27 protein-coding genes and 1 other annotated feature are annotated in these 25,708 nt (G+C 38.5%); of the genes, 15 read left to right on the top strand and 12 right to left on the bottom strand.

Features of this window, described 5'->3' with window-relative positions; translation table 11 throughout:
• Nucleotides 1-99: 99 nt before the first annotated feature.
• The 3 genes from hisD to hisZ are packed head-to-tail and all read right to left on the bottom strand — an operon-like array spanning nt 100 to nt 3,255.
• A complete protein-coding gene (gene hisD / locus AC3G7N_RS16775; protein ID WP_489423317.1) occupies nt 100-1,374 on the bottom strand; it encodes a histidinol dehydrogenase in 1,275 nt (424 codons plus the stop codon).
• Between the two features lie 6 nt (nt 1,375-1,380).
• Nucleotides 1,381-2,007, bottom strand: coding sequence for an ATP phosphoribosyltransferase (gene hisG, locus AC3G7N_RS16770; RefSeq protein WP_489423316.1), 627 nt, complete (start codon nt 2,005-2,007; stop codon nt 1,381-1,383).
• Nucleotides 2,008-3,255, bottom strand: a complete 1,248-nt coding sequence (hisZ, locus tag AC3G7N_RS16765) for an ATP phosphoribosyltransferase regulatory subunit (RefSeq protein ID WP_489423315.1) — start codon at nt 3,253-3,255, stop codon at nt 2,008-2,010.
• 106 nt (nt 3,256-3,361) lie between these two features.
• Between hisZ and AC3G7N_RS16760 the strand changes: the two genes are divergently transcribed.
• The 4 genes from AC3G7N_RS16760 (at nt 3,362) to murB (ending at nt 6,472) form a co-directional block, all read left to right on the top strand.
• On the top strand, nt 3,362-4,162 hold the full coding sequence (locus AC3G7N_RS16760; RefSeq protein WP_489423314.1) for a histidinol-phosphatase HisJ family protein: 801 nt from the start codon (nt 3,362-3,364) through the stop codon (nt 4,160-4,162).
• Between the two features lie 69 nt (nt 4,163-4,231).
• On the top strand, nt 4,232-4,600 hold the full coding sequence (locus AC3G7N_RS16755; RefSeq protein ID WP_489423313.1) for a YbaN family protein: 369 nt from the start codon (nt 4,232-4,234) through the stop codon (nt 4,598-4,600).
• Between the two features lie 20 nt (nt 4,601-4,620).
• Nucleotides 4,621-5,430, top strand: coding sequence for an alpha/beta fold hydrolase (locus AC3G7N_RS16750; protein ID WP_489423312.1), 810 nt, complete (start codon nt 4,621-4,623; stop codon nt 5,428-5,430).
• Between the two features lie 121 nt (nt 5,431-5,551).
• Nucleotides 5,552-6,472 (top strand): UDP-N-acetylmuramate dehydrogenase, encoded by a 921-nt coding sequence (gene murB / locus AC3G7N_RS16745; RefSeq protein WP_489423311.1) that lies wholly within the window; start codon nt 5,552-5,554, stop codon nt 6,470-6,472.
• 147 nt (nt 6,473-6,619) lie between these two features.
• Here murB and AC3G7N_RS16740 read toward each other — a convergent pair whose 3' ends face one another.
• The 5 genes from AC3G7N_RS16740 to ehuB all read right to left on the bottom strand — a co-directional run bounded on the left by AC3G7N_RS16740 (nt 6,620) and on the right by ehuB (nt 10,300).
• Nucleotides 6,620-6,799 carry a hypothetical protein gene (locus AC3G7N_RS16740; protein WP_489423310.1) on the bottom strand — a complete coding sequence of 60 codons (180 nt, stop codon included), beginning with the start codon at nt 6,797-6,799 and terminating at the stop codon, nt 6,620-6,622.
• A gap of 136 nt (nt 6,800-6,935) precedes the next feature.
• Nucleotides 6,936-7,706 (bottom strand): ectoine/hydroxyectoine ABC transporter ATP-binding protein EhuA, encoded by a 771-nt coding sequence (ehuA, locus tag AC3G7N_RS16735; protein WP_489423309.1) that lies wholly within the window; start codon nt 7,704-7,706, stop codon nt 6,936-6,938.
• 88 nt (nt 7,707-7,794) lie between these two features.
• Nucleotides 7,795-8,496: an ectoine/hydroxyectoine ABC transporter permease subunit EhuD gene (gene ehuD / locus AC3G7N_RS16730; protein WP_489423308.1), complete on the bottom strand. Its 702-nt coding sequence runs from the start codon at nt 8,494-8,496 to the stop codon at nt 7,795-7,797.
• Nucleotides 8,496-9,122, bottom strand: coding sequence for an amino acid ABC transporter permease (locus tag AC3G7N_RS16725; protein ID WP_489423307.1), 627 nt, complete (start codon nt 9,120-9,122; stop codon nt 8,496-8,498). The genes ehuD and AC3G7N_RS16725 overlap by 1 nt, the downstream gene beginning before the upstream one ends.
• Nucleotides 9,123-9,406: 284 nt before the next feature.
• A complete protein-coding gene (gene ehuB, locus AC3G7N_RS16720) occupies nt 9,407-10,300 on the bottom strand; it encodes an ectoine/hydroxyectoine ABC transporter substrate-binding protein EhuB (protein WP_489423306.1) in 894 nt (297 codons plus the stop codon).
• Nucleotides 10,301-10,730: 430 nt separating this feature from the next.
• Between ehuB and AC3G7N_RS16715 the strand changes: the two genes are divergently transcribed.
• From AC3G7N_RS16715 to ytzI, 3 genes are read left to right on the top strand one after another with little or no spacing between them, the layout of a single operon-like run.
• Nucleotides 10,731-11,645, top strand: coding sequence for a ketopantoate reductase family protein (locus AC3G7N_RS16715; RefSeq protein WP_489423305.1), 915 nt, complete (start codon nt 10,731-10,733; stop codon nt 11,643-11,645).
• A 12-nt stretch (nt 11,646-11,657) separates the two neighbouring features.
• Nucleotides 11,658-12,092: a GNAT family N-acetyltransferase gene (locus tag AC3G7N_RS16710; RefSeq protein WP_489423304.1), complete on the top strand. Its 435-nt coding sequence runs from the start codon at nt 11,658-11,660 to the stop codon at nt 12,090-12,092.
• A gap of 2 nt (nt 12,093-12,094) precedes the next feature.
• Entirely contained in the window at nt 12,095-12,256 is a 162-nt protein-coding gene (ytzI, locus tag AC3G7N_RS16705) for a YtzI protein (protein WP_489423303.1), read from the top strand.
• A gap of 15 nt (nt 12,257-12,271) precedes the next feature.
• Here ytzI and AC3G7N_RS16700 read toward each other — a convergent pair whose 3' ends face one another.
• Nucleotides 12,272-13,252, bottom strand: a complete 981-nt coding sequence (locus AC3G7N_RS16700) for a ring-cleaving dioxygenase (RefSeq protein WP_489423302.1) — start codon at nt 13,250-13,252, stop codon at nt 12,272-12,274.
• An 82-nt stretch (nt 13,253-13,334) separates the two neighbouring features.
• Nucleotides 13,335-13,904: a M15 family metallopeptidase gene (locus tag AC3G7N_RS16695; protein ID WP_489423301.1), complete on the bottom strand. Its 570-nt coding sequence runs from the start codon at nt 13,902-13,904 to the stop codon at nt 13,335-13,337.
• A 191-nt stretch (nt 13,905-14,095) separates the two neighbouring features.
• On the opposite strand from AC3G7N_RS16695, the gene AC3G7N_RS16690 reads away from it, so the two are divergent.
• The 4 genes from AC3G7N_RS16690 (at nt 14,096) to AC3G7N_RS16675 (ending at nt 17,378) form a co-directional block, all read left to right on the top strand.
• The gene (locus tag AC3G7N_RS16690) at nt 14,096-14,722 is read left to right on the top strand and encodes a glycerol-3-phosphate acyltransferase (RefSeq protein WP_489423300.1); all 627 of its coding nucleotides are present in this window, start codon (nt 14,096-14,098) and stop codon (nt 14,720-14,722) included.
• A 112-nt stretch (nt 14,723-14,834) separates the two neighbouring features.
• Nucleotides 14,835-15,320 carry a DUF456 domain-containing protein gene (locus AC3G7N_RS16685; RefSeq protein WP_489423299.1) on the top strand — a complete coding sequence of 162 codons (486 nt, stop codon included), beginning with the start codon at nt 14,835-14,837 and terminating at the stop codon, nt 15,318-15,320.
• 79 nt (nt 15,321-15,399) lie between these two features.
• On the top strand, nt 15,400-16,227 hold the full coding sequence (gene thiD / locus AC3G7N_RS16680; RefSeq protein WP_489423335.1) for a bifunctional hydroxymethylpyrimidine kinase/phosphomethylpyrimidine kinase: 828 nt from the start codon (nt 15,400-15,402) through the stop codon (nt 16,225-16,227).
• Between the two features lie 281 nt (nt 16,228-16,508).
• The gene (locus AC3G7N_RS16675) at nt 16,509-17,378 is read left to right on the top strand and encodes an SDR family oxidoreductase (RefSeq protein WP_489423298.1); all 870 of its coding nucleotides are present in this window, start codon (nt 16,509-16,511) and stop codon (nt 17,376-17,378) included.
• Nucleotides 17,379-17,538: 160 nt separating this feature from the next.
• On the opposite strand, the gene AC3G7N_RS16670 is transcribed toward AC3G7N_RS16675, so the two are convergent.
• Nucleotides 17,539-18,816, bottom strand: coding sequence for an MFS transporter (locus AC3G7N_RS16670; protein WP_489423297.1), 1,278 nt, complete (start codon nt 18,814-18,816; stop codon nt 17,539-17,541).
• 200 nt (nt 18,817-19,016) lie between these two features.
• Here AC3G7N_RS16670 and AC3G7N_RS16665 point away from each other — a divergent pair, with 200 nt between their 5' ends.
• Together AC3G7N_RS16665 and proS are read left to right on the top strand one after the other, a co-directional pair.
• Nucleotides 19,017-19,553, top strand: coding sequence for a GNAT family N-acetyltransferase (locus tag AC3G7N_RS16665; protein ID WP_489423296.1), 537 nt, complete (start codon nt 19,017-19,019; stop codon nt 19,551-19,553).
• A 48-nt stretch (nt 19,554-19,601) separates the two neighbouring features.
• Nucleotides 19,602-19,826 (top strand) — a binding site (T-box leader).
• A gap of 48 nt (nt 19,827-19,874) precedes the next feature.
• Nucleotides 19,875-21,314, top strand: coding sequence for a proline--tRNA ligase (gene proS / locus AC3G7N_RS16660; RefSeq protein ID WP_489423295.1), 1,440 nt, complete (start codon nt 19,875-19,877; stop codon nt 21,312-21,314).
• Between the two features lie 273 nt (nt 21,315-21,587).
• Here proS and AC3G7N_RS16655 read toward each other — a convergent pair whose 3' ends face one another.
• Nucleotides 21,588-22,067, bottom strand: coding sequence for a glutathione peroxidase (locus AC3G7N_RS16655; RefSeq protein WP_489423294.1), 480 nt, complete (start codon nt 22,065-22,067; stop codon nt 21,588-21,590).
• A 489-nt stretch (nt 22,068-22,556) separates the two neighbouring features.
• On the opposite strand from AC3G7N_RS16655, the gene AC3G7N_RS16650 reads away from it, so the two are divergent.
• Both AC3G7N_RS16650 and AC3G7N_RS16645 read left to right on the top strand, forming a co-directional pair.
• On the top strand, nt 22,557-23,564 hold the full coding sequence (locus AC3G7N_RS16650; protein ID WP_489423293.1) for a TAXI family TRAP transporter solute-binding subunit: 1,008 nt from the start codon (nt 22,557-22,559) through the stop codon (nt 23,562-23,564).
• Nucleotides 23,565-23,684: 120 nt separating this feature from the next.
• On the top strand, nt 23,685-25,598 hold the full coding sequence (locus AC3G7N_RS16645; RefSeq protein ID WP_489423334.1) for a TRAP transporter permease: 1,914 nt from the start codon (nt 23,685-23,687) through the stop codon (nt 25,596-25,598).
• The last annotated feature ends 110 nt before the right edge of the window (nt 25,599-25,708 follow it).

Here is a 25,708-nt window from a genome sequence, read left to right as displayed (position 1 = left end):
GATTTCGATGACATGCTGCGCGCTTCTGACCTATTGATGCGTTAACGCGCGAACGCGAATTTAATGTGGCATCGTGCGATTTCGGCGCTTTCCTTCAGGTCAGTCTGTTTTTCTCACGCGGATCGCGTTTGCGTGTGCTGTTAATCCTTCAGCTTCGGCTAATCTAACGATGGAGCCTGCAGCTGATGAAAGTGCGTCTTGTGTATAGTGGATAACACTTGATTTTTTGACGAAATCATAGACTCCAAGCGGTGATGCAAATGCAGCAGTTCCGTTCGTTGGTAATGTATGGTTGGGACCAGCAAAATAATCACCTAAAGCTTCTGGAGAATAATTCCCGAGAAAAATCGCACCGGCATTTCTAATCACATGTAAGTGATCGTATGGATTTTTGACCATGAGTTGCAAATGTTCAGGTGCAATCGTATTTACAAGCTCGAACGCCTCTTCCAGTGATGGGCAAACAATCAGACGTCCATTACGTTCTAGTGAGATTTTAATTATTTCTTTTCGTTCAAGCGTAGTCGTTTGTTCTTTTACTTCATCTTGAATGGCTTTTGCCAGTTCTTCAGAGGTAGTAATGCAAATAGCACTTGCTTCCTCATCATGCTCTGCTTGAGATAGTAGATCAGCTGCAACAAATCGGGGGTTAGCGGTTTTGTCAGCAACAACACATATTTCACTTGGACCGGCAATCATATCAATCGATACATCGCCATATACCATTTTCTTGGCCTGCGCTACATACGAATTTCCAGGTCCAACAATCTTGTTTACCTTATCAATTGTTTCCGTTCCATATGCGAGGGCAGCAATGGCCTGGGCACCTCCGACCTTGTAGATGTGATCTACACCAGTTTCATAAGCTGCTGTGAGCACATATGGATTAACCGTTCCATCTGCTTGTGGTGGTGTGACGATACTAATAGACGTGACACCTGCAAGTTTGGCAGGAATCACGTTCATGAGAACAGTGGACGGATAAGCAGCTTTTCCACCCGGAACATAGATGCCAACCCGTTCAAGCGGTGTGACTTTTTGGCCTAAAAATACACCGTTTTGTTCTCCCATGAACCAAGATGTTTGTTTTTGTGCCGTGTGGAATGTAGTTATATTGTTCTGTGCTTCTTTTAACGCGTTGATAAATGACTCTCCGACACTATTACGTGCTTCCGTTATTTCTTGTTCAGTAACTCGTAAGTTAGAAAGCTTAGGACCGTCAAATTGCTTCGTAAAGCTGAACAAGGCATCATCACCCTGTTCCTTCACAATTGAGATGATTTCTGTGACTCTGGCAAGTAAGGATTGATCATGTTGTGCGCCAGCAAGGCTGTTTTGTTCGGATAAAAATGCTGATTTCGATATGATTTTCATAAATTATCACCCCAATACATTCTGAATTTGACTCAGCAGGTTATGCACACGTGTAGATTTTGTAGCAAAACTTGCTTTATTAACAATCAATCGTGTACTAATATGATCCAATGTCTCAAAAACCTCCAACCCATTTTCTTTTAGTGTTGTACCAGTTTCCATAATGTCCACAATTACATCGGCCATTCCGATTAATGGCGCTAGTTCAACGGAACCATTCAGTTTAATTGTTTCAATCTGTCTACCGTGTTTACGAAAGTGCTCTGTTGCAATTTGTGGATACTTCGTTGCAACGGTCAACTTTTGTGTGTCGGTAAATGCCTTTTTATTTACCCCAGCAATCACAAATTGGCACGAACCAAATTTCAAATCCATCATGTCATAAATATTAGACCCTGATTCTTGAATATTATCTTTCCCAACTATTCCAAGATCAGCTGCACCTGTTTCTACATATGTTGGCACATCTACAGCTTTCACATAAACCATTTTTATTTCTAACGAATCATCATAAAATATTAACTTTCTGCTTTTTGGAGTAAATGATGGAAAATAAATGTCTGCTTTTGCTAGTAGCTCAATAGCTTGTTTAGCAGTGCGCCCTTTTGCCAAGGCTAATGTTAGCGAATTCAATTAATCATCCTCCTCTCGCTGCTTGAGTAGCCGTAATAAATCATTTTGGTCTGTAAACGAGGTAGAACGATTTACAAGCTCAAGTAGTTGTTGATCACTATCATATCTGACTAAACTAGTAGAAGCAGGTGGATTGCATTCCTTTGCAGTAAGTAGCTCTGTGTATACTCGATACCCTTGGTAACGGAGCATAGAAGCTGATTTTATTGCGTCACGTTGCCTGGTTTTCTCATATAACAAAACAATGTCAATGTCAGTTTTCACTTCAGGGAAGAGACTATGCTGATCCATCGCTTCAACTAAAAAGTCAACGTCAAATGCAAAGCCGATTGCTGGTATTGTAGCGTTTAGTTGATTAGCTAATTGATCATATCTTCCACCCATCAAAACAGGCTTACCAACATTTTCAACAAACCCTTGGAAAATAATATCAGAGTAATATTCCATATGATTAATCAATCCAAGGTCCAATGAAACATCGTTTTCTACTTCATAAAACTGAAGAATTTCATACAATTTTTTAAGCTTTTCTAGTTTATTTTTCATCTGTTCGTTTAACGCAATTTCCCCTGCGCGATTAATGACTTCCGTGAAATCGCCATACAAGAATGGAATCTGCCGAATCAATGTACTAAGATCATCTGGAATAGTGAGTTGTTTTAATAAGCGATTTATTTCCGAAATGTTCTTAGCTTGTATCAGTGATTGCAGTTCACTTTTATCCGTGTTTGATAGATTAAGTAGCTCTAATAATTCACGAAAGAAGCTTGCCTGACCAATTTCTAATTTAAATGAATTAAATCCTAAGTCACGTAACGTATGAATAGCTAAGGCAATTACTTCAGCATCCAGTTCTACAGTACTTGGGCCAAAGTTTTCAATACCGGCTTGTGTTTGTTCATTCTTCGCCTGATCATTGGAATGACGAAAAACTTCGGATATATAAAATAGTGGTTGCTCTGGTGATTGTACGTGATTCAATGACGCAAGCATCCGTGTTATAGGAATCGTCACATCAGGTCTTAATACTAATATTTTTCCAGATGGATCAATTACCTTAATCATCTTGTCAGGATGTACTGTTCCAGTGATTGATTGATATAAATCATATTGTTCTAATGTGGATGTTTGTACTTGTCGATATCCATAAGTAAGGAACCGTCTTTTAATCGTTTTTAAAAGATATGATTTTTTTGAAAAGTCAACTACACTTGTATCATTAGCGTTATCAAAAATATTTTGATACATCCTGTATCACCTTCCGTTCGCTTTATTACTTTATCGCTTTATCTAATTAAAGTTATTTGTTATTGTAGTAGGTAATAGAGAAAAAGTCAACACAAGGAGTGCTTTTATGTTCGATTATCATGTTCATAGTAATTATTCTGCAGATTGTAATACACCAATGGAAAAAAGTATTGAGCGTGCAATTGAGTTAGGTTTACACGAAATCTGTTTCACGGAACACATTGATTATGACTATCCAGACCCAACGATTGATTTTAATTTAGATCTACCAAGCTATGCTAAAAAAATAAAGCAACTACAAGAACAGTATCAAGGTATTATTACGATAAAAAAAGGCGTTGAAATTGGAGTTCAGCCATATTTATTAGACCGCTATGAACAATTAATGAAACAAGAATCATTTGATTTTGTCATCTGCTCCATGCACACGGCAGATAAAAAAGATCTTCATTCTGGTAACTTTTTTAAAGGGAAGTCGACGATAGAGGCTTATGAAACGTATTATCAGGAACTGCTTTATTGCGTGAAAAACTATCGTGATTATTCTATATTAGGTCATATGGATTTAGTGAAGCGATACAAAACAGAACCAGCAAATTATGATTTTTCTGAGATAATTTCTGCATTATTCAAAGAAATTATTCGTGCTGGGAAAGGGATAGAATTAAATACATCTGGCGTTCGGTATGGCTTAGCTAATGGAATGCCAAGTAAAGATATTTTAAAGTTATACGTTGATCTGGGTGGCGAAATAATAACATTAGGGTCAGATTCACATTCTGAACAAACGATTTCGTTTCAGTTTAAGGAATCACTTGAATTGTTAGAACAAATAGGATTCCGCTATATCGCAACTTTTGAAAACCAATCACCAACATTTCATGCTATAAAAAATATCGGTAAATGAAAGCATAAAGTTAGTTGAAATGCTATAATAATGGGGATAAATAAATTTAGTTTATAGCTGGTGTGAGAAATGAAAAAAATATTATTAACTGTTGCAGGATCTGTTTCATTAGGGTTAGGGTTGCTTGGAATTATCTTACCGCTTCTACCGACTACTCCTTTTTTGTTACTTGCAGCTGCATGTTATGTGCGGAGTTCAGAGAAACTATACAGATGGTTAATCACAAATAAATGGTTTGGGTCATATATTAAAAACTATCGTTCAGGGAAAGGTATACCTTTAAAAGCGAAAATAGTAAGTATCTCTTTATTGTGGATTTCGATGGGGTATACTATTTTTTTCATAATTCCTCTATTCATTATCAAATTACTTTTATTTCTTATCGCTGGAATTTTTACCAAGGTTATTTTAAAACAAAAGACATTATATAAAACATAGTAGGTAGGGGAGTAAGATCGTTGAAAAAGAAATACATCCTGCAAATCACAACATTACTAATCATCATTGTCAGTATGACGGTGATTACGTATATGCCTGAAAAAGCTGAGTCACGGGGATATCACTCACCTGCGACGGTTTTTGTTCACGGGTATAAAGGAACATTTAACTCATTTGGCGGTATGCTGTATCGCTTTGAAGAGCAGTATGAATGGGGAAATAAAGCACTTATTTATAAGGTATCAAATGATGGACGCATAAGGGTTTTTAACTTGAATAAAGGAAAGACGGAGCCTGTGTTCATTCAAGTGGTATTTGAGAACAATCGAGCAAGTTTTAAGGATGGAGCTCAATGGTTATCGAATGTCTTACAACATATGAAGCATCATTATCAAATTGATAACGTAAATATCGTTGGCCATTCCATGGGTGGCTTAATTTCATTGAAATATGTCGAAGAATACCGAGATAACAACCGATATCCAATTACAGAGAAACTCATAACCATTGGCAGCCCATTCGATGGTGTCTACAGCCAAGCCTATTTCCAGATTAATCATGATGCAGCTGCGACTGACTTGAAGCCAAATTCAGCAGCGTTACAATTACTTCGCCAGGCTAAAGGAACAATTCCGGGTGGTCTAGAGGTATTGAATATAGGTAGTACTGGTGATCCGATAGCGATGCCAAAAAGCGTCAAAGCATTACGAATGATTATACCAGCGGATCAATTGGAAACAGTTATAATTGAGAACCATGAACTAGGACACAGTGAGTTACATGAAAATAAGCAAGTTGATCAGTTGATTTATTCATTTTTGTACCGATAAGAGTATACGTTTTAGTGGATACCAGTAAGTGTAACTAAGGCTTTCGCCATTAAACTTGGCGATAAGCCAAGTGTACTAATGGAAGTAAAATAAACGAAACTATTTTAAAGGAATGATCTGGGTGGAAAATTATCATCATACGTACGAAAAATTAATTGAAATTACATCTGAGAAAAATGTGATGGTGAATGAACACTTGAACAAGCATACATACACAAGATTAGGTGGAAAGGCAGACCTTTTTGTAACCCCTGAAACATATGAACAAGTGCAGGGTATCGTTAAGCTTGCAAACAAGGAGAAATTACCGTTCACATTACTCGGAAATGGATCTAATTTAATCGTAAAAGATGGTGGGATCCGAGGAATCGTGCTAAATCTTAAACGGTTAACCTCAATTCAAATTAGTAAAACAACAATCGTAGCGCAAAGTGGCGCTAGAATTATTGATACATCCCGCTCAGCATTGTCCAAAAGCCTGGCTGGGCTTGAATTTGCATGTGGTATTCCGGGTTCAGTCGGGGGAGCGCTGTTCATGAATGCCGGTGCTTACGGTGGTGAAATTAAGGATGTACTAGAGAGCACACTAGTCGTTAACCGATCAGGTGATTTGCTTGAGCTTTCAGCAGAAGATTTAGACTTGGGATACCGTACGAGTAATATTCCTGATAAGGGTTATATTGTGCTAGAAGCAACATTCTCTATGAAAAAAGGAAATTATGATGAAATTAAAGCAATCATGGATGACCTGACATTTAAAAGGGAATCGAAACAACCTCTAGAGTATCCTTCATGTGGTAGTGTATTTAAACGGCCACCAGGTTATTTTGCAGGAAAATTGATCCAAGACAGCGGTCTCCAAGGGAAGCAAATGGGAGGAGCACAAGTATCTTTGAAGCATGCAGGATTTATCGTAAATATAGATAAATCTTCTGCAAAAGAATACATTGACCTCATTCATTTTGTTCAAGAAACGGTAAAAGATAAATTTGACGTAGATTTAGAACGCGAAGTAAAAATAATTGGGGAAGAACTAAATTAAATAACGGTGATACGCTGAAAAGCTGTGAACATATTACATGTTCACGGTTTTTTTCTAACCTTTCTATGGATACCGGAGCGAGGTGATAGTTTTATTAAATAAGGCTGTTTTCCAAAAGATTGTTGTTTTTGGCACAAAATCAATAAACTACGATAGTGCGGCAATGCCCGGTTCCGCTTCGGCCGTCGCTTTCCGCGGGCAACGCTTCAGCTTCCTTGAAAAGAAAATCATTTTTTTCTGGTGCGATGTCTTTTCAGGGAAGCTTTCCTTGTCCTGCGGGATCTTCAGCTGTGGCTTCGACTGCCTGAAGCGAAAGTCAACCGCCATGCTACCGCAGTGTATTCCCAAGCGGTATGTTATAACACATTTTTTCGCAAGGATTAACTAGCAACAAAACTTATGAAAAGAGCCTTAAATAAAAAAGCTGACTCTAGGTCCACACCTAGAGTCAGCTTTTCTAATTTTATGTCCTAAACCGGTGTAAAAAGCTTTGCAGTCTTTCATTATCAGAATCCTCAAGAACCTCAATTGGTGGACCTTCTTTTGCAATCACGCCACCGTCTAGAAACAGGATTCGATCAGCAATGTCACGAGCAAATTCCATCTCGTGGGTAACGAGTACCATTGCCATTTCTCCTTCTTTAGCAATATCACGAATTACTTCAAGTACTTCCCCGACTAGCTCTGGATCTAAAGCTGACGTAACCTCGTCGAATAACATAATTTTAGGCCGCATTACCAATGCACGGGCCATTGCTACACGTTGCTTTTGTCCACCTGAAAGCTGGTTTGGAAAATTGTCTAGCTTGTCGCCAAGTCCAACCTTTTTTAGCATTTCAATGGAATGTTGTTTAGCTGATTCTTTGTTTTCTTTTTGCACATGAATTGGTGCTGTCATACAGTTTTCCAAGATGGTCATATGCGGGAAAAGGTTAAAGTGTTGGAAGACCATTCCGATATCCCCGCGTACCTGACTTAAATGCTTTTCATTTGCTGGGACAAGTTGTTCTCCCTTCTTCATATGCCACAGGTTTTTTCCATCAACAATAATGCTCCCCTGTGTAGGTTGTTCAAGTGTCATCAGCATTCGGATAATAGTTGTTTTACCAGAGCCACTTGGTCCGATAATGGCAACTTTTTCAGATGGTTTAATATCTAAGTCAATTCCCTTAAGCACTTCCACATCACCAAAAGATTTATGCACATCCTGGTAACTAACAATAGGTTCAGTCATAATTAACAGCTCCTTTTCTATCTGTGTTTTCCAAATGCGGCTCCCAGCGACTTGTACGTTGCTGAGCAGTCGCCTCCGCCTTTCTTCCTTAGCTGACTTTACTTCCGTGTGTTTCCTTTTTATCAAATCGTCGGTTGAATTTACGTTCAAGCTTGTTGACCAAAATGGCAGATGGATAGCTTAACACAAGGAATAAGATCGCCACAATTGTTAGTGGCTCTAGATATTTCCAGTGCTGGGCACCATAATTATTTGCCAATGCAAGAATACCGACAACTCCAATTGTTGATGCTAGTGGAACTTCTTTAAACATAATGATTAAATAATTTCCGAGCATTGGAATGGTTGGGGGTATTGCTTGTGGCAAAATAATTTTAGTCCATTTTCTTCTGGTTGAGAAATTTAATGCTTTGGACGCTTCCCATTGTCCTTTATCCACACCGTCAATACCGGTCCGGTATACCTCACCAATATACGTGCTGTAGTGTATACCTAATCCGAGAACTGCACTTGTGAATGGGTCTAATGTCATTCCAACTACAGGTACCATTGGCCATGCGTAGTAAATGAAAAATAACTGCACAAGTGGTGGTGTGGAACGAATGAACTCCATAACCCACAATAAAATCCATCTTATTGGTTTTATAGGTATTTGCCTCAATAGTGTCCAGACAAATCCAAATAGTAATGCAAATAAATAACATGCAATTGTTAAGGCAATTGTTATCCCAAGACCTTCTAAAATTATAGGGAAGGACTCGAAGAATATATCCCAGCTCCAATTATTCATTAGTTCGCCACCCCTTTCTTAGAAGCACTTTCCATTTTTTTAGTAAGCCAAATTAGCGGCAATGCTAGAATGAAATAGAATACTAGTACTAATAGATAAACAGTTGGTGCTTGGGATAGATTGGAGCTTCGTAAAATATCACCGTAGTAGAGAATGTCCATCATGCCGATTAAGGAGACCAGTGATGTAGACTTTAACATTAGGATGAGATAGTTACCGAATTCTGGAAGCATCATACGAACTGCTTGAGGGAAGATAACGAGTCTCATGCGTTGAAAGCGTGACATGTTTAGTGCTGTGGAGGCCTCTGTTTGTCCTTTTGCTACAGATAGGATTGAGCCACGAACAACTTCAGACATATATGCTCCATAGTTTAATGAGATTGCTAGTACTCCAGCCCAAAAGTTGCTACCTATTTCGATGCCGAATAAAATTGGTAGTGCATAATAAAGCCAGAATAATTGTACGATTAATGATGTCCCGCGAAAAACTTCAACATAAAATCCTGTGAATTTTCGGAGGATAACGTTAGATGAAAGGCGGCAAAACCCTGCAATAAATGCCATTAAATACCCCAAAACTATAGAGGCCAGAAGTACCGTAACCGTTATTTCTACACCCTTCATTAAAACGGGGAAAACTTCAATTATTGCATTAATGGTAATCACTCCTTCTTTGTTGGTTTTATTAAGGAAAGCGCAAGCGTCTGTTTAGCGACGTATGGACTGGACTGAACCGAACCGATGTTGACTTATCGCACGGAGGTGAAGGAATTCCACTACAGCTTTAGCGCTGGAACTAGACAATAATTTTATACTTCTTATCTATTAAAAAAGCATAGGGTCTGACCCCTGGGTGAGGGAGTCAGACCCTATGGAGTCTTTGTTTATCTTTTTAATAAGACTAAGGTTTAGTATTGTTCACCACTACAGATACCTTCTGTTGTAATTTCTTCCGGTACTGAATTGTTTTCAGCACTAAAGCCATTTGCTTCTAAAAGCTCTTTTACTGTTCCATCCTCTTTTAGTTCAGCTAATTTTTCATTATATGCTTCACGAAGTGTGTCACTATCTTTATGGAATGCAGCAGCACCATAGCTTGGAACACCTTCAATACCTGGTTGTTCGAAATCAGAAACGAACTCTAGGTTATCTGTGTTAGACGTTTCCAAAGCCATTCTAAGTGACATTTCTGTACCAGTTGTCGCAGACACACGACCTGACGACACAGCAGAGAATGTTGCTGGAATATCTGGAGCACTTTGAATTTGCTCTTCACTTACACCTTCCGTTTTGACATACTCATTCTCTGTAGCTCCCTGCATAATGGATACAGTGGCTTCTGGATTATCCGCGATATCTTTATAACTGTGAAGGTCTAATGGATTTCCAGCTTGAACAACCAATCCCTCACCATATACCATTTCCGGTTCACCAAAGTCGGCATTCTCGCAACGGTCAGGGTTAATTGCCATTCCAGCCGTAATAACGTCAAATTTTCCTGCATTCAGGCCAGGTATCAGCTGACTGAAGTCCGCTAACTTTCCTTCTACCTTCTCAATTCCAAGTTCCATGAAAACTGCTTCTGCAATATCAACTGCAGCCCCTTTTAATTCACCGTCTTCTTGGTAGGCGTATGGCTGTTCATTCGCAAATCCGACGGTCACTGTACCTTTTTCTTTCAACTGTGCTAATAAATCTTCGCTACCTTCTCCGCCTGAACCAGTAGATTCTTCTTCAGAACCACATGCTGCAAGTAGAAGTAATGAAAAACAAAACATGGAAACGACTAATAATTTCTTCATGTTCTAAATGACCTCCCCTAAATTTTAAAAGCATTGAGTGAATTTGAAGCGTTGATCAATGCTCTACCTTTTATCTTGTGTCATGACTATTAACCTGGGTATAAATGACCTGATTTTATGGAAAAAAATATGTAGTTTGTAGGTGATATTTCTTCCAAGCAGACACTCTATAATAATATCGATATATTTATTCTTTCTCAAACACGATATATTTAGATAATTTGAAATAAATGAGCAAATACGTTCTATAAAACAACTAAGCTATTCCATTCCATTAATTTCTTAAGAATCATGTCGTATACTTGGTTATGCTCCATATTTGTTTTTGGAAGCATATGTATAAGAAAACTGCATAAACAAAGTAGATAATAGACAAAGTGAGTAGAAAAAAGGTACGATAACAACAAATCGTACCAATGGAGGGGTTTTAATGGATATTGTAATAATCGGTGCTGGAGCACTTGGAGCATACTTCGGAAGCCGCTTTCATGAGGGTGGGGCAAATGTAACATTTCTGGTTCGCGAAAAGCGTGCGAAGCAATTACACGATAAAGGGATCAAAATTTATAGTCCAAAAGGGGATTACGAAATACCAGATCCGAAGATTGTGACAAGTCCAACAGATATTGAGCATGCGGATCTTGTCTTTGTCAGTGTAAAAGGCTATCATATCAAAGGGACGCTTGATAGTTTGAAACCGTTAACGGATAATGGTGCATATGTGTTACCTGTACTAAATGGGATTGAACACATTAGCATGCTACAAGATCAACTTGGTAAAGATTTTATTCTCGGTGGACTCTCGTTTATTATTTCAACTTTAAATGAAGATGGGCATGTTATTCATTCAAGTGATTTTGATGACCTTATTTTTGGACCATTACAACCTACACAAACGACGATTTGCCAAGAACTAGAAGACCTTTTGAAGGAAACAACTATTACTGGAAATAACAATAAAACAATTTTAAAAGAGTTATGGAAAAAATATATGTTTATCACTGCATTTTCCGGGGTTACTACCGCAACCAATCTATCAATTGGACCAATTCGCGAAGAGGCAGATACATTTCGGGTTGCAGAAATGGTTTTACAGGAGATGAAAATTTTAGCAAAAGCATATAACGTAGAAATTTTAGAAGAAGAGGTAGAGGCTGCTAAAAATAAAATGCTGAACTTACCAGCTGAAGCGACTTCATCCATGCATCAAGACCGTAGAAAGAAATTGACTCTTGAGGTTGATCATCTGCATGGCGGTGCAATTCGATTAGCAAAAGCAGTTGGTGTTGATATGCCATATACAGAGACAATTTTTGGCTCAATCAAACCTTTTGAAAAGCAGTAAGGAGTTATCTTTGTGTATAAAATTAGACAAGCGCAAGTCACTGATTACACAGCAATTAATCAATTAATTGAGTATAAAGAAAATATGCGATTACTAGAAAATGCTAGTATACTAGAAGAAGACTTTTACAGGAAATCACTCTCAGAAGCAACATCTAGATGGTTTGTTGTCGAAAAGTCAGAAGAAGTACTTGCCTTTATATTTATCAATATAGATGTAGATAGCAATGGGATTGAAGTGGAAAGGTTTACCATCAATCATACCTACAGAAAAAAAGGGTTAAATGAACATCTATATAAAAAGTTGGAGCAGGTTGCGAGTCAAAATGGTTTAGTGTATATGCAGGCTGAAGTTTCTCCAGATTATTTAGATGTTAGTGATTTCTTTGAGCAAAAAGGTTGGATAAAAGAAAGTAATTGCTATGTAAAATATATAAAGGGGTACTAGGTATGACTGGTTATATTGTTTTAGGAATTGTCATTATATTGGCCGTATTAGTCTTAACATTAATTACAATTAACAAAGGCTATGCTTTTAAGCATTCGATTGATGAATTGCCAGAAGATAAAAATGCAACATACGAAGATCATTCGGACGAAAATCATGGATAAACAAAAGGCCGCGTGTTAATCACGCGGTCTTTTGGTATCTAGTGGCTTCAGTTTTTCTTCAATTTCTTTCCGACGGTCTTCAAAAAGTGGTGGAAGTGCTAATGATTCACCTAAATGTTCACTGTCTTCATCAGTAGCAAATCCAGGTCCATCTGTTGCTAATTCAAAAAGTATGCCATTTGGTTCCCTAAAGTAAAGTGATTTAAAGTAAAAGCGATCTACGAGTCCAGAGTTTGGAATGCGTGCTGCAATCAAACGGTCTTTCCATTTCGCTAATTCTTCCTCGTTATCGACACGAAATGCAACATGGTGAACACTTCCACGCCCAGGTCGTTCTTTCGGTAGGTCTTTTCGAGTTTCTATATGCACTTCCGCACCGGTACCGCCTTCACCTGTAGAAAATACAAGGATGTCATCTTGCCCATCCACTATTGATGGGTAGTTTCCAGTCTGTTTAAACGTTAATATTTCAGTTAAAATTGCAATGGTTGGTGCAGGGTTATCGACCGTTAATTTTGTTGGTCCAAGTCCAATAATCCCTTTGTCTGCAGGAACACTACCCCGAATCCACGGTTTTCCACCTTTGACTCCGATATTGGTTTCATCAGATACAAGAGTTAAACGCTGTTGTTCAGGGTCACGAAAATGAATGACTTTTCGACCACCTTGTTCAACGATTCCATCATGATCGACATCAAATTCTGTAAAGTGGGTTTGCCAAAATGCTAATGCATCATCGTTTGGTACACGTAATGAAGTACCAGAAATACTACCAAAACCTTGGTAGGTTGTTCCTGCATGTGGTATTTCAAAAAATGTTAAATCAGTTCCAGGATTCCCAATCTCATCAGCATAAAATAAGTGATATACTGATGTGTCATCTTGGTTTATGGTTTTTTTCACAAGACGCATTCCTAATATAGTTGTGTAAAAGTCGTAGTTTTGTTTTGCATTTGCTGTGATCGCAGATACGTGATGAATGCCTTTTAATTCCATAGTTTTCCTCCTTGCTGAAATATCTCTAATTCGAGATGATTTCAGTATAGTTTTTTGCGTGGTTTGTGTCCATTTGTTTGTCCTATTCTTCTTGTATTTCTTCAATATTTGGGCGTAAACCTCTTTTTAGCTGACTAATACTTAAACCGAAGTCCATCTGTAAATGTGGATAGTCTTTAAAGTTAAGCCAGTCACCACCCCATTCAAACCCAAGATTTTTTGCGATTTCTGCTACTTCAAACCAATCTTTTTCACCGTTATTATTTCCGTCATAGGTTATGTTCCAAATGACTGTATCATTCTCATTTCGTAAGGCGTAATCAATTGCTAATCCGTAATTATGATAAGATTCCCCACCCTCTGCGTGTGTGACAATGTGTCCATTGTTTGTTCTACCTTGTGCATATAATTTATTTTGCCGAGCAATGGAGCGCCACTTTTCTGTAATCACGACATCAATTCCGATGGACGCAGTTTGTTCTAGTAACTTATCCTTCTTTTTTTCTACAACAGGATGAAGTTTCATTGGCGGAGACGCGTCTTCACCTAAATCGACATAATGATGATTTACCTTGTTATATAGAAAAATAACTGCTGCAAAAAACGCTATGATGATCATCCATGTTAGGATGTCTTTGTTTATTTTTTTCAAGTCATATAGTTCCCCTTAATAATTCATATACCCGTATCATACCAAAAGTGCGAAAGGCATATCAATTTACTTTCATTTGTAAATCGGGAGTTTAACTAATGAAACCTTTACCAATTAGCTCTCGTAATAAATGTTGTTTCAAAAAAAACAGTTGAAGCTGCGATTATAGTATTATAGAGGGGAGGGAGAAGATGCTTTACATTCTAAGTATAATAATCGGTTATTTGTTTGGATGTATTCACGGGTCACAATTAGTGGGAAAGTTTAAAAAGGTCGATATCAAGAAAACTGGCGTAAAGAATTCAGGTGCATCAAATACAACCATATTATTAGGCTGGAAATATGGCATAATAGTAGCATTGATTGATGTCTTTAAAGCGACAATCTCGATATTATTTTTGTTATTTATTCTAACTGATAGTGGTATCACGGGTGAAACTACTATTATTTTCGTGTATATTAATACATTATTTATTGTAATCGGCCATAACTATCCGATTACCATGAATTTTAGAGGCGGAAAGGGGACCGCCTCGTTAGTTGGTGCCTTCCTGGCAATTGATTGGAGAGTCGCAGTAATTTGTATAGCAGCTTTATTTCTTTTTACACTGGTTACAGATTATTTGGTAATTGGCGTACTTCTCATGTACATAGCATTTGTTGTGACATCATTTGCTTTTTTCGGAATGACACCAGGAATTACTGCGTTTGTTTTATTTGTATTAAGTTTGATTATGCATAAAGAGAATTATAAAAGGATTTTTGCAAAAGAGGAAACGAAGCTATCAAGTCTTTTTCGCACTGATAAGAAAGCATAAATTTTAAGTGGATATCAGTACAAGTCCAATTAGAGCTTTCGCCATTAAAGCTTGGCAATAAGCCGAGTTTTCTAATAAAAAAACAGTGTAGACATTATTAATGGAGGTAATTATGATAGATATACTTATTTGGATTGCGATTATTGTGTTGTTTATTTTGAGTTTTGTTGGGATCATTTATCCAATTATCCCCTCGCCACTCGTTCTTTGGATCGGGTTTCTTTTGTATCACTTTGGTATCAGTCATGATGAACTAGGCGTCATCTTTTGGGTCAGTATGGTTATTTTAACTGCGATACTCATTGTTTCTGATATCATTGCAAACAGCTATTTTGTGAAAAAATTCGGTGGAAGTAAATGGGGAGAACGCGCTGCTGGTGTAGCAGTAATTATTGGGTCATTTATCATTCCACCTTTTGGTATATTAATTATACCCTTTGTGACAGTACTTATTGTTGAAATGATTCAAAAGCGCACAATAAAGGAGGCTTTCCGTGCATCTATTGGTTCCCTTATCGGGTTCTTGAGCGGTGCAGTTGCGAAAGTTGTCATACAAGTTATTATGATTGTATGGTTTGTATTTGTTGTTATTTTTTAAGTAGAAGTGCGTGTTCTAAAAGTCGCATTCATCCTGTGGTGACTTTTTGCACATTCTCTAGAAGAAAGGATTTTGTATGATGATCAAACCACCTAGAGTATTAACCATTGCTGGTTCCGCAGCTGGTGGGAGTGCTGGAATCCAAGCAGACTTAAAAACATTTCAAGAATTGGATGTATATGGGATGAGCGTGGTAACAGCGATTGTTGCAAGACATCCAGAAACAATGAAAAACGTTCATCCGCAAACAATTGAAGCTATCGAGGCACAATACGTAACAGCAATTGAACAAGTTGGGGTCGACGCGCTTAAAACAGGAATGCTCTTTTCAAAAGAAGTGATTGAAAAGACAGCGGAAATTATTAGCGGCTCAGATGTTGCACACATTGTAATCGATCCAGTAATGGTTGGAAAGCTTGATTCAAAACTAGTAGAGGATGATGCAATTGAAGCCTTGAAGAAGCGGTTATTGCCACTCGCAACAATTATTACACCAAATATGCCTGAGGCGTCTTTTTTGTTAGATGGACGAGCTTTAACAAGTGTTGATGACCTGAAACAAGCAGCCATGGATTTACATAAATTAGGTCCAAAATATGTATTAGTCAAAGGTGGGCGATTAAAAGGTCCTGCCATAGATGTACTGTATGATGGTTCTAGATTTACCACATATGAAGCACCAAGGATTGATACTGTCCATACGAGTGGAGCTGGATGTACTTATTCTGCTGCGATTGCTGCGGAACTGGCAAAAAGCAAAGCTATACGTGCGGCAGTTGAACGGGCCAAAAGTTTTGTAACTTCCGCAATTGCTTATGGCTTTTCGTATACGGAATTGGTGGGGCCTACCTATCATGCTGCACAGCGTACACAAGGCGAAGCATATTCGATTATAGTATCTGATTAAGGTTCTGATATTAGCACAACGAAAGCTAGGAGGTTCTCCTGGCTTTTTTCTATTCCGGGTATAATACACTGACATAAAATTTTTCCCAGTGGGGAATATATCCTTAAAAGAGGATGTTCAAAAAGTCACCAAATGATAAACGGCGAATTTCTTCGTTGGCTTGTTTTTCCGGTTCTCATGTAGGAATAGCCTACATTCCGATCCTCAAAACTACGCCGCCTCGAACTTCTTGTTTCTAATTTGCCGACTTTTTGAACACGCACTAAAAGGAGGAATGAATAATGGATATGCGCAATTTACAAACTGGTGGACAACCCGCCCAAACACAGCCAAAGCAACCCGGTTTAGAGGATGAAATGAAACCACTGCCTAATCAGACGGGAAAGGAATATGTTGGTGCTGGTAAATTGAAAGGAAAGGTTGCTCTAATAAGTGGTGGAGATAGTGGGATTGGACGTGCAGTTGCCATTGCTTACGCTAAGGAAGGTGCTCATGTAGCAATTAGTTATCTGGAAGAAGATAGCGACGCTGAAGAAACAAAGCGATGCGTAGAATTGGAAGGTGTACAATGTCTCTTAATCCCAGGTGACGTAAAGGATGTAGAAGTTTGTAAGCGAGCGGTTAGCCAAACAGTTGAATCACTTGGCGGTTTAAATATCCTTGTCAATAACGCTGCTGTACAATACCCGCAAAAGAGCTTGCTTGATATTAGCGATGAACAGTGGGAAGAAACGTTTCGTACGAATATTTTTTCGTTCTTTTACATGACAAAAGCAGCGATTCCGCATTTACAAAGTGGGGACACAATCATCTTCACCTCTTCCATTAATGCACACGTTGGCAATGAAACATTGATTGATTATACGGCGACAAAAGGAGCTATTACCGCGTTTGCCAGAAGTATAGCCAAATCGCTTGCTCCAGAAAATATTCGTGTTAACACCGTCGCTCCTGGTCCGATTTGGACACCGCTAATTCCGTCAACCTTCAAAGCCAATGAAGTGGCAAAATTCGGCACAGACACACCGTTAGGTAGACCTGGACAGCCATCTGAACTTGCGGGTGCTTATGTGCTGCTTGCATCAGATGAATCGACTTATATGACTGGACAAACAATTCATATTAACGGCGGAATGTACACTTCTTCTTAATTGAGCGAATAATAAGGCAGCAGTATACAGCTGATTCGGCACTCTGGCTCTCAATTCGCGTAATACAAGGAAAATGAACAATTCAGTTGGTGGTTGCACGATACCTAGTTGGTACCAAAGGTGTGATTGATACTTTTTATCAACAAGTTTTAAGGTCCACCTAACCTTTTGCTTGTTCCGTATTGTCTTTAGCGAAATCTAAGCCAAATGATTCTGGGGACATCTCTTCAGCTCTTGGTAAATTTCTTAATCTGGGATGTAGGGACCATACAATGGATATAAAGATAATCCCGACCCCAGTTAAGGAAAAGATTAATGTTGGACTTGTTACGGTTGCGAAATATCCTCCTGCCAATGATCCAATAGGCATGGCTGCAGCGCTCATGCTCATCGAAACAGAGTTAATCCTTCCTAATATACGGTTAGGAACAACGGATTGAATAGTAGCAGCAAAAATAACGTTTGTACCTCCAATCGGGATCCAAGCAATTCCGTATAACACTACAGCTATGTATGTCCATGGGAGTAAGGCTGATAGAACCCAGCATATTGCACCGATTAGAAAAGCGACTATGCTGAAACGGCCAACACGAAATTTACCCATCCAACCCGCAAACAGCGCTCCAATTAATCCTCCAGTGGACATAGAGGCTAGGTAAAATCCATAGATTTCCGCACCGCCACTCTCGTCCGCAAAAGCAGGAAGAACGGCTAGCGCACCACCAATTGCAAAGTTTGCAACAATGGAGCCAATCAGGAAAGTAGCCATCAATGAACCGAATACAATCGAAAATCCTTCTTTTAACTCATGAAAATACGTTCGAAATCCTTGCTTGATTCCTTTTTTCTTTGTAATGGTCTCTTCTGTTACATGTGGTATTTTTAATAATGTGAACAAAATAGCAGCTACAGCAAAAGTTATGGAATCAGCAATATAGAGTGAAATCGCTCCAACAAAGGCAATTAATAATCCTGAAAGAGCGTTAAAAACCATATCGATTCCTTGGTAAGCAAATGAGAAATAGGAATTTCCTTTTACCAGCTCTTTTTTTGTCAAAACAATTGGTAATGCCTTAGACTGAGATGGATAAGCGAACTGCTCGATAAATGCAACAATAGGCATAACGATTAGCACAATCTGAACGGTAAGTACATCAAAATAATAGGTGATTGGTATAATCAGAATTAAGATTGACTGCAAAACTTGCGTAATGATGAGGGTTCGTTTAACTGGCCAACGATCAACAAATGGTCCAGTTATAAATTGTAAAGCAACAGGTAACAATGTCAAAAATCCAGCTAACCCGGAATAAAAGGCGTTTCCGCCGAGATCATAAACAAGCCACATCGCTGCTACGTAATAAATACTATCTCCAATATTTGTTACGATTCTCCCTAATAGTAAAAATAAAAAGTTTTTGTTTTTTAAAATATTCATGTGCAGCGCCCCTTGCGATATGCTTTAATTTATACCTTCATCTTATCGGATGAAGCAAACAGTTATAACGACCTTCAGAACGTTTTTGTCTCAGCCTTAAGACCGAGGATCCACTTCAGTGGAATTAAGTTGGCAACACTATACCTTGTAGTTGAAATCTTGTAAAATAGAATAAACTTATAGCCACAGGAGGAAATTATATGGGGCCAATTTTCACATCAAGAATATTCTCAGACTTTCGTGTTCGTCAAGCGACTAAGGATGATGCTTCTTTGGTAATTAAAATACTTTCGGATGCAGCAGGCTGGTTAAAAGAAAACGGGATAGACCAATGGAGTTACCTACATAGCGGAAAAGAAAATCATGAGATAGAAGTGGCAATTTTGAAGGGAACTACTTTTGTTGTAGAAGATGTTACTGGTAAATTAATTGCATCCTTTAATCTATCATCTGAACAAAATGACTGGGATTTCGAATTATGGGGTAATAATGATGGTCAGTTTGTATACCTGCATCGATTAGTTGTTGCACGAGATCAACATAATAAGCAGGTAGGAAAAGACTTGGTTTTGTGGATGATGGACAACATCACTTCAAAAAAGGGCTCATTGCGGTTAGATTGTGTCGGTCATAACCAAGTTTTAAACCGCTTTTATAAGGATGTTGGATTCACATTTGTCGGATTACATGATATGGGTGGAACATTATTTTCAAAATACGAACGAGCTATAGGGTAATTGAACTTGACTTTACTTTCACATGGTTATATATTAAAAATTATAATATACGAAACGTAGATAAGGATTAGTATAATTTGATTCGTTTTTTAAAGAGAGGGAATGAGTGGTGTGAATTCCTAAAGACACAAATTAGAACCTGCCTTTAAGTTCGCCATCAGAAAAGCGTTAATGCTCTAAGATGCGCGCGGTTCATAACCGTTATCAAGCTAAGTGTACAAGGTTTAGTAACCTTGTAAACAAGGGTGGTACCACCAAACCTCGGTCCCTTTATCGGATGGAGGATTTTTTGTGTTTACATTTATTTAAGGAGGGCTTTTGATGGGTAAAAAGAATAAACAGTTTGTTGAAAAGGTAACGGCAATGGAGGATGATTTTGCAAAGTGGTATACCGATGTGGTGAAGCAAGCAGATTTGGTGGACTATGGACTAGTGCGAGGGACGATGATTATTAAGCCATATGGATATGCAATATGGGAAAATATTCGCAATGAGCTGGATAAGAAAATAAAGGATACAGGTCATTCCAATGTCGCTTTTCCATTATTTATTCCTGAAGGCCTTCTTCAGAAGGAGAAAGATCATGTCGAAGGATTTGCGCCGGAAGTGGCTTGGGTAACACATGGAGGAGACGAAGAATTAACCGAACGAATAGCTGTTCGTCCAACCTCGGAAGCACTTTTCTGCGATTTTTATTCCAAAAATATTCATTCTTATCGTGACTTGCCAATGCTGTATAATCAATGGGCAAATGTTGTACGCTGGGAAAAAACAACACGTCCGTTCTTGCGTTCATCTGAATTTCATTGGCAAGAGGGACATACAGCACATGAGACGAATGAGGATGCATCAGCAGAAACAGAAAGAATGCTCGGGGTTTATTCGGATGTTGTTGAAAACTACTTAGCAATACCTGTACTTAAAGGACGCAAAACAGATAAAGAAAAATTTGCAGGTGCGAATTATACATTGACGATTGAAAGTTTAATGCATGATGGAAGAGCATTGCAGTCTGGAACCTCTCACCATTTCGGTACAGGGTTTGCAGAAGCTTTTGATATTACGTTTTTAGATAAAAAGGGTGAAAGTCAGTATGTGCATCAAACATCTTGGGGTCTTTCCACACGCATCATGGGTGGTTTGATTATGGTACATGGCGATAATCGTGGACTGGTTATACCGCCACGCATTGCACCAACACAAGTGATGATTGTCCCAATCGCACAACATAAAGAAGGCGTGTTAGATAAAGCATATGACTTGCGTGATCAATTGAAACAGGTTGCACGTGTGGATATTGACGCTAGTGACAAGTCTCCTGGATGGAAGTTTAACGAGCATGAAATGAAGGGTGTACCAATTCGAATCGAAATTGGACCAAAGGATATTGAAAATGAACAAGCAGTAATCGTTCGTCGTGACACGGGAGAGAAAGAATTCGTTCCATTAAACGGGTTGGAAGATCGGGTGGCTGCTTTAATAGATGAGATTCAACAAAGTCTGTTTGATAAAGCACTTCAGCACCGTACAGAAAAAACATCGGTTGCAACTACTTTGCAGGAATTCAAACAAACGCTTGATGAAAAAACAGGATTCATTAAAGCAATGTGGTGTGGCGATCAAGCATGCGAGGAAAAAATAAAGGAAGATACACAAGCAACATCACGTTGTATTCCTTTTGAACAAGAAAAGATTTCAGACACATGTGTATGCTGTGGGAAAGAAGCTAAAGAATTAGTTTACTGGGCAAAGGCTTACTAAGAGTCGAATCATGGGTGCAAAAATATAATTGAAAGGAATACAAATTGCATTCCTTTCTCTACTAATTCAGAGTGTCTAGGCGCTGGAGCTAGACAGTTAATCGCCAAAATTTTATACTTTCTTTGCTCTTAAAAATTAAAATGGGGATTCAATTCATAAGTGAATTGAATCCCCATTTTTTACATAAGCAGTTCGCTTCCGCGTGGGCAAAGCACCTATACTGCACCGCTCTGCTTATGCTTGTCGTGTCTTTCGAGGCACTCTGAGCTTTTCTTAACCGTTTAATGCTTTTTCAATATCGCTCTTAATACTTTCTGGTTTTGTTTGTGGTGCAAAACGATCGATTACCTTACCATTTTTATCAATTAGGAATTTGGTGAAGTTCCATTTAATTTGCTTGGTCAACATTCCTGGGGCTTCTTTTGTAAGAAATTGGAATAATGGATGAGCATCATCGCCTTTAACATGGACTTTACTAAACATTTGAAAGGTAACACCATAATTCCGCTGGCAGAAATCGGATATTTCATTATCAGAACCAGGATCCTGATTATTAAATTGGTTACATGGGAAACCAAGTATGTCAAGCCCTTGGTCCTTATATTCATTGTATAGTTCCTGTAACCCCTCAAACTGGGGTGTGAAACCACATTCGCTTGCAGTATTGACAATTAGAACGGCTTTGCCCTCGTAATCTTTTAGTGATTTTTCTTCACCCATAAGTGTTTTTGCAGAGTATTCATAAATGGTCATTTGACTCGACCTCCTTGTAAAAATAATAGCAACCGTACATATACAAGTCAAAAGGCGTGCCTTTTTCAATTGTAAATAAAGTATAAACGAAAGTCTGTCTAGCTCCAGCGCCTAGACACTCGAGACATAAGCAGTTCGCTTTCGCGCGAGGAAACCCGCTCTGCTTATGCTTGTCGTGTCTTTCAAGGCGCCCTGGGCTTTTCTTAAACGTAGGATCATGCACGATTTTCGAATTTGTCGCAAGAAAAGTTTGTTTTAAGAAGTTAGATAGGCACTATATAGTGTTCTTTCTTTTTCCATATAATACTAAAGAGCCTACTACCTAGCATACAATAAGGGAATCGAATATTTTAAAACTTGTAGTATTATAAGAATCAAGGTAAAATACATATTAAAACGTTATCATTTTAATGGAAACGTGGTCAAAAATCTAAAACATAGTATGTAATTCTGTGTATTAGATAATTAAACTATTAAGGGGGCTTTATTTTGAAGAAAAGAAGTATATTTTCATTTGTGATAATTCTTGCTATCGGCATGATCTTAAGTGCGTGTGGCGATAGTGGAAATGGCGGAAGCAGTGACGGTGGAGGAGAAGAGGCAGAGGCTACAACAAATCTTACCATGGGAACTGGAAGTGTTGGTGGTGTGTACTATCCGTTAGGTGGAGAGATGGCTAATCTATGGACAGATAACATCGACGTTGAAGGCTTTGATGTGAGTTCAGTAGAATCTGGTGCATCTGTAGAAAACATTGCAAAAATCCAGTCAGGTGATTTCCAATTAGGAATCGCACAAAATACTACTATGATTAATGCTATTGATGAAACAGGTGAATTTGAAGGGAAAACAACTGATAATGTTGCAGTAATCGGTTCCCTTTATCCAGAAGCTTTGCAAGTTGTAACGCTTGATTCAACTGGAATTGAAACGATTGAAGATTTAAAGGGTAAAAAGGTTGCAATTGGGCCTCCAGGTGGAGCAACACGTGAAGCGGCTGAATTAGTACTTAGAGCGTATGGCATTGAAGAAGGTGACTTTGAAGCTTATGAAGAAGGCTTTGGCGATGCGAAAAGTAAATTACAAAACGGTACAATTGATGCTTCATTTGCAGTTGTAGGTGTACCATCTTCTACAACTGATGAGTTAGCAGCAGCTACTAATGAAGTGAAATTCCTTGATATCGAAGGCGATGCATTAAAAGAAGTAACGGATAATAGCCAATATGAAGCATATACAGTTGAACCTGGTACTTATGAATGGCAGCAAGAGCCGGTACAAACTGTAACTGCAATGGCGTTACTCCTTGGTTCAACGGAACAAGTTAGTGAAGATCTTGCATATAAACTAACCAAAACGTTATATGAAAAATCAGGTGATATGACAATTGCACAGGCTAAACTGATTACAAAAGAGAATGCGATGAAAGGTGTAGGCGATCTACCACTTCATCCAGGAACTGAGAAGTACTTTAAAGAAGCAGGAATTATTGAATAAAGAATTTAGAAAGAACCGGACGGTTATGTCCGGTTCTTTCTCCTCACTACATAGATAGATCGAACGGAGGTTTAATCATTGGTTACACAAGATACTGGACAAATTGACAAAGACGAATTGATGGCAAAATATGATAAAGAAAGTGCCTACCGCACCAATTTGGGACCATGGGGTTGGGTGACACTTATCGTTGGTGGGGCATTAACCATTTTCCAGCTCTACACGGCCTTTTATGGGTCATATGTTTCGATTATTCAAGGAGCAATCCATCTCGGGGCAGGTTTAGGCTTGGTATATTTACTTTATCCAATCAAATCTTCCATGACGAAACGAAGAGGTGTTCCGTGGTATGATGCCCTACTTGCATTGGCGGCATTATCTACAAATTATTATATTATCTATAGCTATGACAGATTGATCAATGAAGCCATTATTTTCGGCTTCACTTATACAGACCAATTTGTTGCTACAGCAGGTATTATTTTACTTTTAGAAGCGACAAGACGAGTTGTTGGACTACCAATTGTTATTATTGCAATAGCAGCCCTCTTGTATGGATTACTTGGTCAGTATATTCCAGTAATCGGGCATGCCGGATATGACTGGCCATCGCTTGCTACTGAAATGTTTTTTAGCTCAAGCTCCATATTTGGTACACCTATCCAAATTTCATCCACATACATTTATTTGTTCCTATTCTTCGGAGTTATGTTAGTTAAAACCAATATTGGGCAATTTTTCAATGATATTGCACTTAGGTTAACTGGGAAATATACAGGTGGTACTGCCAAAGCAGCTGTTGCGGCAAGTGGTTTGCAGGGTATGGTAAGTGGAAGCTCTGTGGCAAATACAGTGGGATCAGGTTCATTTACCATTCCAATGATGAAAAGGGCAGGATTTAAACCCCACTTTGCGGCTGCTACTGAAGCGACAGCATCCACAGGTGGCCAAATTATGCCACCAATTATGGGGGCGGCTGCATTTATTATGGCCTCCTACACAGGTGTTCCATATAACGAAATAATTGTTATTGCGATTATTCCAGCAGTTCTTTATTTTGCAGGGGTATTTATGGGGACACATTTTGAAGCTCGTAAACAGGGGATTTTAGGTCTTAAAAAAGATCAGCTCCCTAAAATGAAAAACCTTGTAAAACGATTGGACTTGTTTATACCGCTTATTATCATCATTGGATTTCTTCTTGTAGGTTATACGCCAACATTTGCAGCACTTTTTGCAATTGGGGCTGCACTTGTTATTAGTTTCTTTCGAAAAGATACACGCCTATCTTTTAAGGGAATTATTAAGTTGTTGGAAGAGGGAGCCAGGACTGCATTACCTGTTATCGCAGCCTGTGCGACTGCGGGTATAATTGCAGGTACAGTAACTACTACTGGACTCGGCCCAAAAATTGCAGGCGGAATTATTGAGCTTGCACAAGGCCAATTTTTCCTTGTAATGTTTTTCACCATGATTGCATGTATTATATTAGGAATGGGATTACCTACAACTGCAAATTATGTTGTTACAGCAACAATGGCAGCACCAGCATTATTAGCATTTGATGTCCCGGTAATAGCGGTTCACATGTTTGTGTTTTACTTCGGTATTGTGGCTGATATTACTCCACCCGTATGTCTGGCAGCTTTTGCAGGAGCGGGAATAGCTGGTGCGAATCCAATGAAAACGGGGGTTACTGCAGTTAAATTAGCCATTGCTGCATTTATCATTCCATACATGTTTATGTCACAGCCGATTCTTCTCTTGCAAGGTGATGCAAATGTCACGAATGTATCAATTGCTGTGATTACTGCCATGCTTGGAATGATGAGTATAAGTTCCGGTATGATTGGCTATTTTATTATTACAGTAAACTGGTTAGAACGTATATTTTTATTGCTAGGAGGATTATTGCTGATATACCCAGATTTAATATTCTCACTTGTGGGACTTGTCATTTTTGGGATTATTACTGCAATCCAATTTACCAGAAATAAATCAGATAAGACAGGACATCAAACATCCGTTTCATAAAAATATAAGATAGATCAGCGTGAATGCTGATCTATCTTTTTTTTTAAGAGTAAAAAAAGTATAAACGAAAGTCTGTCTAGCTCCAGCGCCTAGACACTCGAGACATAAGC

It is taken from the genome of Virgibacillus carmonensis (assembly GCF_057836705.1).
The sequence above is the reverse complement of the archived record's forward strand: the minus strand, read 5'-3'. Positions and strand labels throughout refer to the sequence as shown.